We start from the raw sequence: 14,311 nt of genomic DNA on the forward strand, positions 1-14,311 counted from the left end.
TCCGAGGTTTTTCGCCTGCGTCGAGCCCGTTGGCGAAATAACATCAACTTTTTCCTAAATTAATTCCAAAATTAAACACTCCGACACATTTTATTTCGTCTGGTTATTTCTTTGACTCATAAAATAGAGCGTGATTAACCGCTTTTCCTCCTGCATAAGACCGGGAAATATAACGATAAAGGAGCAATACATGCTGACAGATTTCTTACTGCGGATAGCCCTGGCCGGTGCCCTGGGCGGATTGATCGGCATCGAACGTCAATTACGCGCCAAAGAAGCCGGATTACGTACCCATATTTTGGTGGGGATTGGCAGCGCCATGTTTATGATTGTGTCAAAGTACGGCTTCGCCGATATTCTGATGCAAACACACGTCAGTTTTGACCCCAGCCGCGTGGCAGCGCAGGTGGTCAGCGGGATGGGCTTTCTCGGCGCCGGAACCATCATTATCCAGAAGCAAATTGTTAAGGGATTAACCACCGCTGCCGGATTATGGGTCACTGCCGCCATTGGTCTGGTGATTGGTAGCGGACTGTATGAGATCGGGATATATGGCGCTTTTATGACCTTAATTGTGCTGGAAGTTTTTCGCCAGATCAGCAATCACTGGGTCGGCCATCATCATTTAATCGAAATACGTTTATTGCCGGAAAGTGTGCCTTCAGTTTTATTAGCATTACAGAAAATGCGTATTCGTCCCGGCCATATCAAAATCAATCAGCGCGATGAAGATGAAAGCAAATGTGAACTGATTCTGGACGTTATCTTGCGGCCCAAACAAAGTGTCGACAAACTTTATGAAGCGCTGATGTCAGTGAAAGGAATAAAACGCATCGATATTAATTAATCGCCACTTACTGCGCGAATTCCCCTATTTCGCCGCTGACGTACAGGTTATTCCTGCCAGCGGCTACGACTATTCCTGAAACCGCCCCGCCGCGCATAACCCCTTAAAATATCAGGTTAAAAAGCCCTGCACACAATCAGGATAAATTGATTAATCCCCCCTCTGCTAAGCTTTTATGATTATTGCCGGTAAAAATTACTGTTTCCCGGCCTTTTTGTGAGCAAAGCAAAGGGTATTCCATGATCACCACTGACGGTAATAACGCAGTCGCTTCCGTGGCTTATCGCACCAACGAAGTCATTGCCATCTACCCGATCACTCCCAGTTCAACCATGGCCGAAATTGCCGGTGCCTGGTCTGGCGAAGGGAAGAAAAACTTGTGGGGCGATGTCCCGACGGTAATGGAAATGCAGTCTGAGGCCGGTGCGATTTCTACCGTGCACGGCGCATTACAGACCGGCGCGCTATCGACCTCTTTCACCTCGTCGCAAGGTCTGCTGCTGATGATCCCGGTGCTGTACAAACTGGCCGGTCAGCTGACGCCGTTTGTCCTGCACGTTGCGGCGCGTACCGTCGCGACGCACGCGTTGTCTATTTTCGGCGATCATTCCGACGTCATGGCCGTGCGCCAGACCGGTTGCGCCCTGCTCTCTGCAGCCAGCGTGCAGGAAGCGCAGGATTTCGCGCTGATTGCCCAGGTCGCCAGCCTGAACAGCCGCGTACCGTTTATCCATTTCTTCGACGGTTTCCGGACCTCGCATGAGATCAATAAAATCGCGCCGCTGAGCGACGACACGCTCCAGCAGATGCTGCCGCAGGCGCAGATTGACGCACACCGCGCCCGCGCCTTGACACCGGATCATCCTGTGATCCGCGGCACGTCCGCCAACCCGGACACTTATTTCCAGTCCCGCGAAGCTACTAATCCATATTACGACGCCACCTGCCAGCACGTGATCGACGCCATGAATGCGTTCGCTGCCCTCACCGGCCGCGAATATAAACCGTTCGAATACGTCGGTGACCCGCAGGCAGAACGCGTGATCGTGCTGATGGGTTCCGGGATCGGCACCGCCGAAGAAGTCATCGAAACCCTGAATGCGCGCGGTGAGAAAGTCGGCGTGCTGAAAGTGCGTTTATACCGTCCGTTCAGCGCTGAACATTTGCTGGCCGTGCTGCCGCAGACCGTGAAAAGTATCGCCGTGCTGGACCGCACTAAAGAGCCGGGCGCGCTGGCCGAACCACTGTATCTCGATATCATGACCGCGCTGGCTGAAGCCTATAACTGCGGCGAGCGCGATTCGCTGCCGAAAGTGATCGGCGGTCGCTACGGATTATCGTCAAAAGAATTCGGGCCGGACTGCGTACTGTCGGTGTTCCGCGAACTGGCGCTCAGCAAACCGCGTCCGCGCTTTACCGTCGGCATTTATGACGACGTCACCGGGCTTTCCCTGCCGGTGGTTGAAGAAGAGTTGCCTGAGCGCGCCTCACTCGAAGCTCTGTTCTACGGGTTGGGCAGCGACGGTTCTGTATCGGCGACCAAAAACAACATCAAGATCATCGGTAACAGCACGCCAATGTATGCGCAGGGTTATTTCGTCTACGACTCCAAAAAGGCTGGTGGCCTGACGGTTTCGCATCTGCGCGTCAGTGAAAAACCGATCAAATCCGCGTATCTGGTCAGTCAGGCGCATTTCGTTGCCTGCCACCAGTGGCAGTTTATCGACCTGTATCAGATGGCAGAACGTCTGCGCCATGGCGGGATTTTTCTGCTTAATACGCCGTTCAGCGCCGAGGAAGTCTGGGCGCGGTTACCGCTGGAAGTGCAGGCGACGCTGATTCAGCGTGAGGCCCGTTTCTACGTGATTAACGCGGCGAAAATTGCCCGCGAGTGCAAACTCGGCGCGCGAATTAACACCGTCATGCAGATGGCGTTCTTCCACCTGACGCAAATCCTGCCGGGCGACGAAGCGCTGAAAGAATTGCAGGGCGCGATTGCCCGCAGTTACAGCAGCAAAGGCGAAGACGTGGTCACGCGCAACTGGATGGCGCTGGCCGCCACGCTGGAAGAGCTTGTTGCCGTGCCGTTGCAGGCTATTCCGGAAAATCCGCGCAAACGTCCGCCCATTGTTTCGGACGCCGCGCCAGACTTCGTCAAAACCGTCACCGCCACCATGCTGGCCGGGCTTGGCGACGCCTTGCCGGTTTCTGCCTTCCCGCCGGATGGCACCTGGCCGACCGGCACCACGCAGTGGGAAAAACGTAACATTGCTGAAGAAGTGCCGATCTGGAAGCCGGATCTGTGTACGCAGTGTAACCACTGCGTCGCCGCCTGCCCGCACTCGGCCATTCGCGCCAAAGTGGTTCAGCCAGACGCCATGGAAAACGCCCCTGCCGCGCTGCAATCGCTGGACGTTAAATCCCGTGACATGCGTGGCCAGAAATACGTATTGCAGGTCGCGCCCGAAGACTGCACCGGGTGTAATTTGTGCGTGGAAGTCTGCCCGGCGAAAGATCGTCAGGATCCGTCCATCAAAGCCATTAACATGGCCGACCGCATCGAGCACCTGGAAGAAGAACGCGCCAACTATGACTTCTTCCTCAAGCTGCCGGAGATCGATAAAACCACGCTGGAACGCATCGATATCCGTACCTCGCAGCTGATTACGCCGCTGTTTGAGTATTCCGGTGCCTGTTCCGGTTGTGGCGAAACGCCTTACATCAAACTGCTGACACAGTTGTACGGCGACCGTTTGCTGATTGCCAACGCCACCGGCTGTTCATCCATTTACGGCGGTAATTTACCCTCAACGCCGTACACCACTAACGCCGAGGGACGTGGTCCGGCGTGGGCGAACTCCCTGTTTGAAGACAACGCCGAGTTCGGGCTGGGCTTCCGTCTGACGGTCGATCAGCATCGCCGTCGCGTGCTGCGTCTGGTGGAATCGCTGGAGCCGCATATTCCGGCAGATGTGCTGGGCGGACTGCGCGATGAAACGTCCACGCCGGAAGTCAAACGTGAGCATGTGACCGCGCTGCGCAAGATTCTGGCCGATATTGATACACCGGACGCGCGCCAGCTGGCGACCGACGCGGATTATTTGGTGGATAAATCCATCTGGCTGATCGGCGGCGACGGCTGGGCGTATGACATCGGTTTCGGCGGGCTGGATCATGTCCTGAGCCTGACGGAAAACGTCAACGTGCTGGTACTCGATACTCAGTGTTATTCCAACACCGGCGGGCAGCAGTCGAAAGCCACACCACTGGGTGCGGTCACGAAATTCGCCGAACAGGGTAAGCGAAAATCGCGTAAAGATCTGGGCGTGAGCATGATGATGTACGGTCATGTGTATGTGGCGCAGATCTCCCTCGGTGCGCAGCTCAACCAGACAGTGAAAGCTATTCAGGAAGCCGAAGCTTATCCGGGGCCGTCGCTGATCATTGCGTACAGCCCGTGTGAAGAACACGGCTATGATCTCGCGCTCAGCCATGATCAGATGAAACAGCTGACCACTACCGGTTTCTGGCCGCTGTACCGCTTTGATCCGCGTCGTGTGGAAGAAGGCAAACCCGCGCTGGCGCTTGATTCAAGGCCACCTTCCAGCGGACTGACCGATACGCTCAACAATGAACAACGCTTCAGAAGGCTGAATGCGCAACAACCGGAAGTGGCGGCGCAGTTGTATGCAGCGGCGGAGAAGGAATTGCAGCAGAAATATGACTTTTTGGCCCTGCTGGCGGGGAAGAAGACCGAGTCTGAATCTTAAGTTCAAGGTCGTGGGCGCCAGCCCACACCGGGTTAAGGAGCGTTAACGCGCTCCTTAACCGCCCTGCGTTGTTTAATATTGTGAGAAGAAATCCAAAGAGGGAAAGCACTTCCCTCTTTGGACGGTTTCGACGCCGTACGTTACGTCATCGATGTCATTGGAAAACCGAAGAATTCCCGGTCAGGCATGTATGCCGGGTCCTCACCCTCTCTGTCCTCATCAAATATTCCAGCCGATATTCTCCGGATCCGACTTTAGCGGTTACCCCCTGCGCATAATCGACAAACGCGATCCCATCCGATGCAAGAATACGTTCTGCATTGATGAGCGATACTGTCGCCACCGTATTGGCCGGAATAGTCACAGCAAGGACAATGTTTTGAACCCCCTCGGCGGCATCACTGACCGTCCAGTGGACTTTTATCATCCCATATATCGATTTATAACAGGCGTTGACCCATTCCAGACCGCCACCAATTACCGGGCTTATCACCACATGTTTAAAGCCGGGTGCATTTTCATCGGCTTCTATGCCCGCCGCCGCGCGGTACAACCATTCGCCAACGGCACCATAAGCGTAATGATTGAAAGAATTCATGTCTGCGCTCCACATTGAGCCATCAGGTTTGATGCCGTCCCAATGTTCCCAGACCGTCGTTGCACCGGCTTTGACCTGATAGAGCCATGACGGGAAATCGTCTTTTAGCAACAAACTCCAGGCCTCTTTGGCCCGTCCATTCTGGCTGAGTGCATGACAGAAATAAGGCGTGCCGACAAAACCGGTCACCAGTTGCCCATCATGTTCATGAAGTAACTCCACCAGCGTATCCACGGTTCTCTGACGGAACGCGTCGGGCACCAGGTTGAAATATAACGCCAGGATATGCGCCGTTTGCGTACTAGCCGCCAGACGCCCGGTGGGCGTAAAGAATTCAGCCTGGAAGCGGCTGACAATTTGCCCGTGAAGCGCGGCGTATTTCTGATAATCCTCTTCGCGGTTAAGCGCCTTCGCCGCTTTCGAAAAAAGCAGCGTGGAATAGGCGTAATACGCCATGCAGGTCAGATCATTGGGCGTTGCGCCGAAATAACTCCCCTCTTTGGCATCCAGCGCGACCCAGTCACCAAACTGCAATTTGTACTTCCAGACGTGGTTTTCTGAGTGCGCGGTCATAAAATCAACCCAACCCTTCATGCTCGCATATTGCTTTTTCAGCACGCGGGTATCGCCGTACATCAGATAAATTGTCCACGGATTGATCACAGCGGCATCCGCCCAGGCCGAAGCAGAATGTGTCCCGCCTTCCGACAACAGACGATCTTGATCACAGTGATTTGTCAGAATATCCGGGATGACATGCGGAACGCCGCCTTCGGGCGTCTGGTCATAGCGGAGATCGGCCAGCCATTTGGCAAAGAAATTCCGCGTTTGCATCAGATAGCTGGCCGTACGGCAAAATATCTGGGCATCGCCGGTCCAGCCCAGACGTTCATCACGCTGCGGGCAATCGGTCGGCACATCGAGAAAATTACCTTTCAGCCCCCAGACAATGTTGTGATGAAGCTGATTGAGGTCGGCATCAGAGCAGGAAAAATGCCCGGTTTGTTCCATTGCGGAATGCAGCACCACCGCCGTGAAATTATCCAGATTTAACGCCCCCGGGTAGTGTTCAACTTTGACATAACGAAAGCCCTGATACGTAAAACGCGGATGCCAGGACTCTTCACCTTCGCCTTTCAACACGTATTCCGTGCGTTGTTGCGCACTGCGCAGATTATCCAGATACACATTACCTTGCGCATCCAGCACCTCAAAGTGGCGCAAGACCACTTTTTCACCCGGACGACCACTGACCTGAAAATCGACCCAGCCACTCATGTTTTGGCCGAAATCAATCACCGTATCGCCCTGTGGCGTGGTGATCAGTGCCACGGGTTTAAGGGTTTCATTTTTTCTGACCGTGCAGCTTCCCTGCGCCGTCAGCGCAGAGTGATCATGTTTTACAATATTGACCCGACGCCAGTTTTCACCGGAGTACGCTTTCTCACACCAGCCGGGGATTTCCTTGCGCGCATCGTAGATTTCGCCGTCATAGATTTCAGAAAACAGAACAGCGGAATCATTCCCTTTCCAGCTTTCATTGGTGACCACAATATCCCGGGTGCCATCTTTATAATTGATGACTAATCGTGAAATCAGCGCGGTCTGTTCGCCATAATAGTTGCGGTGACGCGAGAACCCCATATCGCCCTTGTACCAGCCAGCGCCCAGAATAGCGCCGATGACGTTTTCACCATTTACCAGCTGACCGGTCAGATCATATGTCTGATAAAGCAGATGGTGGTGATAACTCGTCCACCCTGGCGTCAATGCATCTTCGCCAATTTTTTGCCCATTGAGATACAATTCGTAAAGCCCAAGCGCACTGACATGAATAAACGCAGACTGAATATCCCCGTTTCTGGTCAGCGAAAATGATTTTCTCAGCAACGTCCCTTTGGCATTATTTTTATCCTCTGACGTTTCTGCGGAAATAAACTCCGCCTCCCATTGATTATCAATTACTCCGGAAATCATTTCTGCTGGTGAACTCCACAGGCTGGTTTCACCATAATTATCTCGAATTTGCACCCGGATAAAATAACGTTCAGAGGGTGAAAGAATCAATTCCGTCAGTTCGACATTATTAGATTTTTCACTCTCCTGCCATTCACCCTGAAATATACTGTTATTAAAATCACGTTCGTGGTGGATCTGGATCCGATAAGCGGTCTGGATAACATCCCGTTTATTACTTTCAATTTCCCAACCCATGACCGGCAGTTCCTGTACACCGGATAAAGCGGATTCCTGATTCAGGGTCAATCGGGTAACAGTGAGCATATTACGTATCTCCGTGTAAATATAATCAAAGTGATATCGATGATTTGTAGAAAAATCACCGACTTTTCAGAGCAGAGTTTTGAAAATCGGGCTGTATTTCAGGCGCGACAATCGCGGATTCGCTGTTGAATTCATTCCGCTGTTTTCCGTGAAAACATATCCAGCCAATCAATAACCCCGACGCAACCGTGGTGGATAATATGCAATAGAGCACAACCGGGCCAGCATCAAGCAGTAATGGCGTGACGAATGCCAGCACAGCACACAATAATCGGGAAATGGCCACGATAAGCCCTTGCGCGGTAGAACGTAACATTGTTGGAAATGATTCCTGTGACCAGACTTTCATAATGCCTTCAAACGCCAGCCCGCTGCCTATCGCCGTGAAGAACAAGCAGCAGAACCAGGACGTGGAGGAAAAGTTAAATATTACCGGCAGGAAAAATCCCCCTGCAAAACAACAGGCACCCAAAATAAAGACGGGAATTCTTTTTGAGGTATCGACATAACGCATAAATACTATTCCCGCTGCAATACCTGTCGGTAATGTCAGCAGGTTCCACAGAGAGTTTTGCGCCACGGAAATTCCGACCACGTTTACCGCTACATAGGTGCCAAACTGCCCGCCAGTATTGGCTGCAAGATTCGTGCAAGCATAAAACAAGCACAGTGCGATAAAGGGCCAGAGATATTTTCCGCAGAGCAGATCTTTAAAACCTGACTTTTGTGCGCGAACCGTGATAATTCCCGCGCGGCGTTCATTGCGAGCCGTCAGCCATAAAGGGGATTCAGGAATGGTCCAGCGCAGCGCCAGTAAAATAATGGCAACAATACAGACGTGCAGATACATAATTTGCGCCCCTGTTTGCCCCCAGTCACCGACGACGGCGGAGATCGCCATCGTTGTTCCGATGCCTAAAAACCATAAGAGGTTGGATAATCCGATGATTTTACCGCGATTTTTATCCGTCGCCGCCTCGGAAATGGTGGCTAAAGACACCGGTAAATCCGCGCCTGTCGCCAAGCCGACGAGAAAGGTTCCGGCCAGCAGCACAGAAAATTGTGTGCCGAAAGCGAGCAGCAAGGTGCCGATCATGATCATCGCCATTGTGGCAATAAATACTTTACGCCGGCCGCAATAATCTCCCAACCGCCCGCCCACCAGCGCCCCGAGCGCGATGCTCAGCGTTAATATTCCGGAGAGAATACCTATCTGAGCAGACGTTGTTCCTATCGCTTTCTGATAAATAACCAGAGCCGTTCCGTTTGAAACAATCGCTGCCGAATCAATATATGACGCCATGCCGGAAACGCCCCCGATATACCAGGGGTTTGGCTGTTTGACCGTTGACATATTTATGTCCTTGAGAGGTAGAGGTGAGTAATTTATTACGTAAGACTTCCTTTATTTTGACTTGTTATTTTTTAAACCCTCAGACAACACTATTGCTGACTCTGAGGCGCTCCTCAGTGGGAGTACGATTAAATTCCTTTTTATAAGCTTCCGTTAACCTCGATGTTGTGGAAAACCCACAAATCGTCGCGATTTTCCCGACACTTAAATCAGATGTCCGTAATAGTTCTTTCGTTTTAAGCAAGCGGAAACGCTGCTGAAATCTCTCGGGGGTATAACCGGTTATTTCTTTAACAAAGCGAAACATGGTGCGTTTCGCAACACCACTTTCATCGCATAAGTAATTCCAATTAATGCTTCGTGTATAATTCTCGCGTAAATAATTCAGCAGATGCCGCTTACCCGCATTGGTATGTCGGTTGCGACTCTCCTTTCGCGTCACACTTTGGAACATAATTACCAATATGGCTAACAATGCAGACTCGACGGCGCAAAAGTAACTATTATTATATTTCTCATCACAGCCGCTATTGATTTTATTTGTTAACTGAATGATTTGTAGTAATTCTTCATCCGTTAATCCTTCGCATCTTTTTTTCGTTATTCCGCCCTGTTCACGGATCATATCAGTCAGTTCACTGACATTCCTAAGATAGTAAAATGACCGTGTTTTATGCAGCAAAATATTAGTGATGGACAGTTTATTGGTCGATTCATAGCAGTGAACGTCGTTTGCGCTGACGATAAAAAAATCACCTTTATGAATAAATTCCACCTGATCATTAATTATATGGAAACCACTGCCATTACGGACGATTACCAGCTCATCAAATTCGTGAAGATGAACATCCTCCATCGACTGGTGCGTCATATCAAATAAGCTGAAAGTATGACATTCTGAAAGAAAGAAATCATCAACCTTGAGGGTTTTCATTTATCCACCCTGATAATAATAAATATTAAGACTCTTTCATTTTCCAGAAAATATAACGTCCTGATTGAATAATTAGACCGGAATAATGATGACAAGTCTATACGCCAGTGTGGCACTGTGGCGTAACCGGTTGTGATAGTCGTGTCAATTTTGCATCACGCCGTTATTTCAGGATGTGTGGCACCGTAATAAAAAACGGGGTGTCGCGATGCGATACCCCGTTATAACGATGATGATTACCGGCATAAACTTAAGCGCCGACATACCCCCTGGCAAACGACGGCAGTGACAGCAGCCACGTCTCGCGCTCAGCCTCCATCACCGCGCCGCGCGTGACGTCTTCGTGGTAACCGCCCTTTGCCGGTTTAACGGCTGGCGGCAGTTCATACGTAGCGCGACGGATTTGCTGTTCGTATCGTTTTTCGCCTGTGCCGTTATCCGCCCACGACAGCAACGGCACGGGCCGCACGCGGATTTGGTCGAGGGTTTTATACGGCCACGACACGGACGGATCCGTGTAACGCGCCATATAATCCAGCGACGTCAGCAGGCCGCCGCCTTGTGGTGTTTTGTAGTGCCAGAGGTCGATGCCGTTTTTCTGCGCCAGCACCGCCATCATGCTGATCGCCTGCAAATTGAAATAGCTGTAATGGAACGAACGGGTGCGCGCCAGTTCAGCGGGCTGGGTGCCGTCGGGTTTAAGCTGGATATTCAGCTTACTTTCCATCAGTTTTGCCATATCGCGGATCACCGCTTTATCGCCGAGATACCACGCAATACCGGACACCTGTGTGACATACCAGTTGCCGTGATTGTTCTGCGTGCGCCCTTCTTTTTTGGCGATTTTACTGCCCTGAAGCCAGGTCAGATAATCCTGCATCCAGGCGCGGGTTTGCTGTTCGTCACTGTCTGTCCACGCCGGATTCCCGTGCAGTAAAACCAGCGAATCCACAATGCGCGTGGAGAAGTAACGCCCGTCCAGCACTCCGGCATTTCGTCCGGCAGAAATACCCGGCACGCCCTGCGCAAAATTCAGGTTCGGGTTCATGCGCGTTTCCGGTGTAATAAACCATGCACGCAGCAAGCTGGCAGCCTTATCAGCATATTTCTGTTCGCCGGAGAAATACCAGGCCAGCGTCAGGTTCTGCACCCGCGCGGTGAAATCCGCCAGGCGCACGCCGTCACTCTGCTCATTTTTACTCGCCGGATTGACGCGCCCGTCTTTACGGATCCACGGCAGACCGTCTGCTTTGCTGTTGTCCGGCCACCAGTACGCGCTGAGGCTGAGATAATCATGTTTAGAGCCGGAGGGCGGCGTCATGCCTTTGTCCGTCACGCTCAGCTCGGGCTTCTTCAGCGCGGAATCTGCCGCCGCCAGTAAATAATGATAGGCATCTGCCGTTTGCGGCGCAGCGGAGTTGTCCTGCAACTGCTGGCGCACGACTTTTAGCTGCGCAATATTGAGGAATGCAGGTTGCGCATCCGCCAGTGCGGCAGCAGAAGACAGCAATAACGCGATGATCGTCGTCGTATTCAATAAAACAGATTTTCGGCACGGCAATAACGTCATGTTTTCTCCCGATACGGTGTTTATTTCGCACTGAAAACAACGGGCTGAACATGAACGCAGGTCCACATCTTTACCGTTAAATCAGTCCGCGCTGTTTTAAGGTAATGCGCGTGGCTTCGTTGAGATCGAACTTCAGCAGATCTTCTTTTCGCACCCAGGCGTAACTTTCAAATTCGTCGTTTAGCGTAATCGCGGTGTTCTTCGCCTGACAGGTGAAAATCAGGTAAATCATGTAGATTTCTTCCTGAGCTCCGTCGGGATACGTCTTCAGGCGGATATCATCGCGGAACGTCCACGGCGTGATATGCGTGAGTTCCAGTGCTTCGCCCAACTCTTCCCGCACTTCGCGCAATAACGCCTGCTCAACGGTTTCGTCCGGTTCCATTCCGCCGCCGGAAAGCGCCCACTGGCCGGGAAAAACGCCGCGCTCAGAGGCCATTTTACACAGCAGAAACGTACCCTCATGTTCAATCAACGGACAAACGATGGTTCTCTGGCGCATGATGACTTTCCTTGTTTTGAGACTTTGATTTGACGATCTATTTTGGCAATATTGTGCGCGGTAAAAAGTACCATAATCTGGCATCGCTGTGGCGGGAGACGGGAAGACTTGAGAAGTGCTGCGCAAATTTGTTGCCGTGCCTCCGTAAAAAAACCTGCCTTATCAGCAGGTTTTTAAGAAATAATCAGGAAATTGAATCAGAAACACCGGGCTTATTTAGGCAGCTCCGTGACCTGTTTCACTTCGGATTTGTTGATTTGCTGTTTCACACCATTGGCATCAGTAAATTCAAGCAATCCGGTAGGGGCTTCTTTTGGCTTACCGTCGCTGACGATGGTTCTCGCGTCATTGGTCTGAATGGCATAGCTCGTCCGAGTACAGCCCGATAAGGCTGCGACACTGATTAATGCGGCTACTGGCAAAAGCAAAGTCCTGTTCATAATTCTCTCCTGTCTAACGATTATTGAGCAACTCAGTTATCCAGTTCGCTCATATTTTTAACCTGATCGCGGTTAATCTGCTCAGTCTTTCCTGTCTCAGCATTTTTATACGATACCAGGCCGGTATCACTGTCAACCTGAGGTTTCCCGTCCGTGACGATGGTTTTTCCGTCCGTAGTTTTTATCGCCTGATTCGACGCACACCCGGCGACGAATAAAATGGAGACAGCAGCCAGCGATGCGGCGATTAGGTTATTCCTCTTCATACATTTCCTCCTGAAAGGGTTCTGCCTTAACAATTAGCTTAGTAAGTATAGGCACTCTTCCCGGAGACATTGAAAAATAGGACAAACGGAAGTTTTGTGAGCAAAGTTCACCTCTGACGGTGGACAATTGTAGCGATTCAGCCGTTGACCGTTTAAGAATATTCTGTATTTATGTCACTTATTCCTAAAAATACCTGTACAACTTTCCGCATCTTGTATAACTTTATAGTCACATAAGTAATCATTAACTACGCACACATTAACAAGAGGATATGTCATGCGTCAGAATAAGCACGATGGATTGTCACCAGAAATCTCCCCTTCTCTCTTCACTCAGGGTTTATCTAAAGAGGAAACGATGGGACGCGTTGTGGTCGAAATTCTGGAAGCGGGCAAGAACCTTAATCGAAAAGCATTATGTTCGAAACTTTTGAATCGTGTTGAATCCGCTGGCAGCGAAGAAGAGGAAAAGCATTATATGAAGCTTATCCGTCTGGTTCTTGAGCGTGATTCATGATCAATTGAGTTCAGAGAGTTAAGATTAGCTTCACAGAACTACGGTTTGACATATTATGCGGGCTTGATTGATTCATAGCCTACCAATACTTTATTACCATTAGCGTAATTCCCTCTGGTATGAAGTAATAACTCTGAACCTGAAGCTACTCTGCCCAGACCTTTGGCCAGCAAATATTCAGAGGCTGATAATATGTATAGAAGTAACGAAGAAAAATTAACGGACAAATTGATTGGTGAGGCAGTTATCGCCTTACTCAAATCGAAGAGTCCAATATCAATCGACAGACTCATTAAGCAGTTACAGTTTATGGCTGTGAGTGCTGAAAACTTAAATCGAAAAAGTGCCCTGGAGCAAATCATTAATGAAATGCGCCACGATCAGGCTGATAAGCGTGCGCGTGTCAGTTATGAAGTCCGGGACGTCGACAATGTACGACACTTTTTCAATGCTGAAGGACCGTCCGATGACCAGAAAAAACATTGATACAACAAACCAATGTGCACTTAGTCACAGCGATTCGGTTGTATCAAATCCATCTCAGCCGATTTCAGACGCCGTCAGTAGCGCTGGCATTTATCAACATTTCGCTAAAGCCGGTGAACTTTATTCCAGCGAAGCGGAAGTTCTGGGTGCCGCAATTCGTCTTATTCTTGCGAATAAAGGTACGGTGACCAATAAGGCCATCATGATGCACCTGATTAATCAGCTTGAAACCACTTCTGACGTTGTGCAGCTGGATATCTTGCGCGGTGCACTTGAAATGGTCGTGGGCATGACGCCCGATGATTACGGATTCTGATCCTTAAAGAAAGATCCACTTTTCTCTTATTCGCCTCCCGCTCAGTCATTGCAGACGGCACGGGATATTAAATGATATTTTCTAAATACAAACGCGGAGGGTATTAAAATGCAAGACGTGTCTTATACTCATGTCACATTGGCTGATTATATTCTGACAGAAGACCCTGAACTTCTTGTCGAAAACGAAACGGTCATCCGTATTTATAAAAACTTAAAGAAACAAAAAGAAGTGGTTACTCACAAAGATATTATTCTTTGTCTGATTCAGAATATTGAGCAGGAAAGTGATACCGATAAGCAGGATATTTATCTGGAAGCACTTGAATACGTCGTTTACCGCACACCTGATGATGATATTGTATAAATCCACAGCAAAACATTTTGAAATGAACCCGGCAAATATCATCTGCCGGGCTCATGCGTATA

13 protein-coding genes are annotated in these 14,311 nt (G+C 50.3%); 6 read left to right on the forward strand and 7 right to left on the reverse strand.

Going from position 1 to position 14,311, the window contains the following annotated elements; genetic code table 11:
* Positions 1–190 precede the first annotated feature (190 nt).
* Both ACLBVC_RS13990 and nifJ read left to right on the forward strand, forming a co-directional pair.
* Positions 191–847 carry an MgtC/SapB family protein gene (locus tag ACLBVC_RS13990; protein ID WP_195815298.1) on the forward strand — a complete coding sequence of 219 codons (657 nt, stop codon included), beginning with the start codon at positions 191–193 and terminating at the stop codon, positions 845–847.
* A 239-nt stretch (positions 848–1,086) separates the two neighbouring features.
* Positions 1,087–4,617: a pyruvate:ferredoxin (flavodoxin) oxidoreductase gene (gene nifJ, locus ACLBVC_RS13995; RefSeq protein ID WP_410150118.1), complete on the forward strand. Its 3,531-nt coding sequence runs from the start codon at positions 1,087–1,089 to the stop codon at positions 4,615–4,617.
* A gap of 154 nt (positions 4,618–4,771) precedes the next feature.
* Here nifJ and ACLBVC_RS14000 read toward each other — a convergent pair whose 3' ends face one another.
* The 7 genes from ACLBVC_RS14000 to ACLBVC_RS14030 form a co-directional block, all read right to left on the reverse strand.
* The gene (locus tag ACLBVC_RS14000) at positions 4,772–7,498 is read right to left on the reverse strand and encodes a family 78 glycoside hydrolase catalytic domain (RefSeq protein WP_410150119.1); all 2,727 of its coding nucleotides are present in this window, start codon (positions 7,496–7,498) and stop codon (positions 4,772–4,774) included.
* A 55-nt stretch (positions 7,499–7,553) separates the two neighbouring features.
* A complete protein-coding gene (locus ACLBVC_RS14005) occupies positions 7,554–8,852 on the reverse strand; it encodes an MFS transporter (RefSeq protein WP_410150120.1) in 1,299 nt (432 codons plus the stop codon).
* Positions 8,853–8,931: 79 nt separating this feature from the next.
* Positions 8,932–9,786 (reverse strand): helix-turn-helix domain-containing protein, encoded by an 855-nt coding sequence (locus ACLBVC_RS14010; protein WP_410150121.1) that lies wholly within the window; start codon positions 9,784–9,786, stop codon positions 8,932–8,934.
* A 250-nt stretch (positions 9,787–10,036) separates the two neighbouring features.
* Entirely contained in the window at positions 10,037–11,356 is a 1,320-nt protein-coding gene (locus ACLBVC_RS14015; RefSeq protein ID WP_410150122.1) for an alginate lyase family protein, read from the reverse strand.
* Positions 11,357–11,432: 76 nt separating this feature from the next.
* A complete protein-coding gene (gene nudI / locus ACLBVC_RS14020) occupies positions 11,433–11,858 on the reverse strand; it encodes a nucleoside triphosphatase NudI (RefSeq protein WP_410150123.1) in 426 nt (141 codons plus the stop codon).
* 212 nt (positions 11,859–12,070) lie between these two features.
* Complete coding sequence (locus tag ACLBVC_RS14025; RefSeq protein ID WP_410150124.1) at positions 12,071–12,298, reverse strand: YgdI/YgdR family lipoprotein; 228 nt, start codon at positions 12,296–12,298, stop codon at positions 12,071–12,073.
* A 32-nt stretch (positions 12,299–12,330) separates the two neighbouring features.
* On the reverse strand, positions 12,331–12,564 hold the full coding sequence (locus ACLBVC_RS14030; RefSeq protein ID WP_410150125.1) for a YgdI/YgdR family lipoprotein: 234 nt from the start codon (positions 12,562–12,564) through the stop codon (positions 12,331–12,333).
* Between the two features lie 277 nt (positions 12,565–12,841).
* Between ACLBVC_RS14030 and ycgZ the strand changes: the two genes are divergently transcribed.
* The 4 genes from ycgZ (at position 12,842) to ACLBVC_RS14050 (ending at position 14,249) form a co-directional block, all read left to right on the forward strand.
* On the forward strand, positions 12,842–13,081 hold the full coding sequence (gene ycgZ, locus ACLBVC_RS14035; protein ID WP_410150126.1) for a regulatory protein YcgZ: 240 nt from the start codon (positions 12,842–12,844) through the stop codon (positions 13,079–13,081).
* Positions 13,082–13,273: 192 nt separating this feature from the next.
* The gene (locus ACLBVC_RS14040) at positions 13,274–13,567 is read left to right on the forward strand and encodes a hypothetical protein (protein ID WP_410150127.1); all 294 of its coding nucleotides are present in this window, start codon (positions 13,274–13,276) and stop codon (positions 13,565–13,567) included.
* On the forward strand, positions 13,548–13,883 hold the full coding sequence (locus ACLBVC_RS14045; RefSeq protein WP_410150128.1) for a biofilm/acid-resistance regulator YmgB/AriR: 336 nt from the start codon (positions 13,548–13,550) through the stop codon (positions 13,881–13,883). Before ACLBVC_RS14040 ends, ACLBVC_RS14045 begins: the two co-directional genes overlap by 20 nt.
* Before the next feature lie 108 nt (positions 13,884–13,991).
* A complete protein-coding gene (locus ACLBVC_RS14050; RefSeq protein ID WP_410150129.1) occupies positions 13,992–14,249 on the forward strand; it encodes a biofilm development regulator YmgB/AriR family protein in 258 nt (85 codons plus the stop codon).
* Positions 14,250–14,311 lie beyond the last annotated feature (62 nt).

Origin of the sequence: Rahnella selenatireducens (assembly GCF_046449555.1) — a bacterium.
Lineage (GTDB): Bacteria > Pseudomonadota > Gammaproteobacteria > Enterobacterales > Enterobacteriaceae > Rahnella > Rahnella selenatireducens.

What these genes read in the sequence shown, in the direction of transcription:
- ycgZ (WP_410150126.1), top strand. Translation starts at nt 12,842, where the DNA reads ATGCGTCAGAATAAGCACGATGGATTGTCACCAGAAATCTCCCCTTCT.
- nifJ (WP_410150118.1), top strand. Translation starts at nt 1,087, where the DNA reads ATGATCACCACTGACGGTAATAACGCAGTCGCTTCCGTGGCTTATCGC.
- ACLBVC_RS14000 (WP_410150119.1), bottom strand. Translation starts at nt 7,498, where the DNA reads ATGCTCACTGTTACCCGATTGACCCTGAATCAGGAATCCGCTTTATCC.
- ACLBVC_RS14045 (WP_410150128.1), top strand. Translation starts at nt 13,548, where the DNA reads ATGACCAGAAAAAACATTGATACAACAAACCAATGTGCACTTAGTCAC.
- nudI (WP_410150123.1), bottom strand. Translation starts at nt 11,858, where the DNA reads ATGCGCCAGAGAACCATCGTTTGTCCGTTGATTGAACATGAGGGTACG.
- ACLBVC_RS14015 (WP_410150122.1), bottom strand. Translation starts at nt 11,356, where the DNA reads ATGACGTTATTGCCGTGCCGAAAATCTGTTTTATTGAATACGACGACG.
- ACLBVC_RS14030 (WP_410150125.1), bottom strand. Translation starts at nt 12,564, where the DNA reads ATGAAGAGGAATAACCTAATCGCCGCATCGCTGGCTGCTGTCTCCATT.
- ACLBVC_RS14025 (WP_410150124.1), bottom strand. Translation starts at nt 12,298, where the DNA reads ATGAACAGGACTTTGCTTTTGCCAGTAGCCGCATTAATCAGTGTCGCA.
- ACLBVC_RS13990 (WP_195815298.1), top strand. Translation starts at nt 191, where the DNA reads ATGCTGACAGATTTCTTACTGCGGATAGCCCTGGCCGGTGCCCTGGGC.
- ACLBVC_RS14040 (WP_410150127.1), top strand. Translation starts at nt 13,274, where the DNA reads ATGTATAGAAGTAACGAAGAAAAATTAACGGACAAATTGATTGGTGAG.
- ACLBVC_RS14010 (WP_410150121.1), bottom strand. Translation starts at nt 9,786, where the DNA reads ATGAAAACCCTCAAGGTTGATGATTTCTTTCTTTCAGAATGTCATACT.
- ACLBVC_RS14050 (WP_410150129.1), top strand. Translation starts at nt 13,992, where the DNA reads ATGCAAGACGTGTCTTATACTCATGTCACATTGGCTGATTATATTCTG.
- ACLBVC_RS14005 (WP_410150120.1), bottom strand. Translation starts at nt 8,852, where the DNA reads ATGTCAACGGTCAAACAGCCAAACCCCTGGTATATCGGGGGCGTTTCC.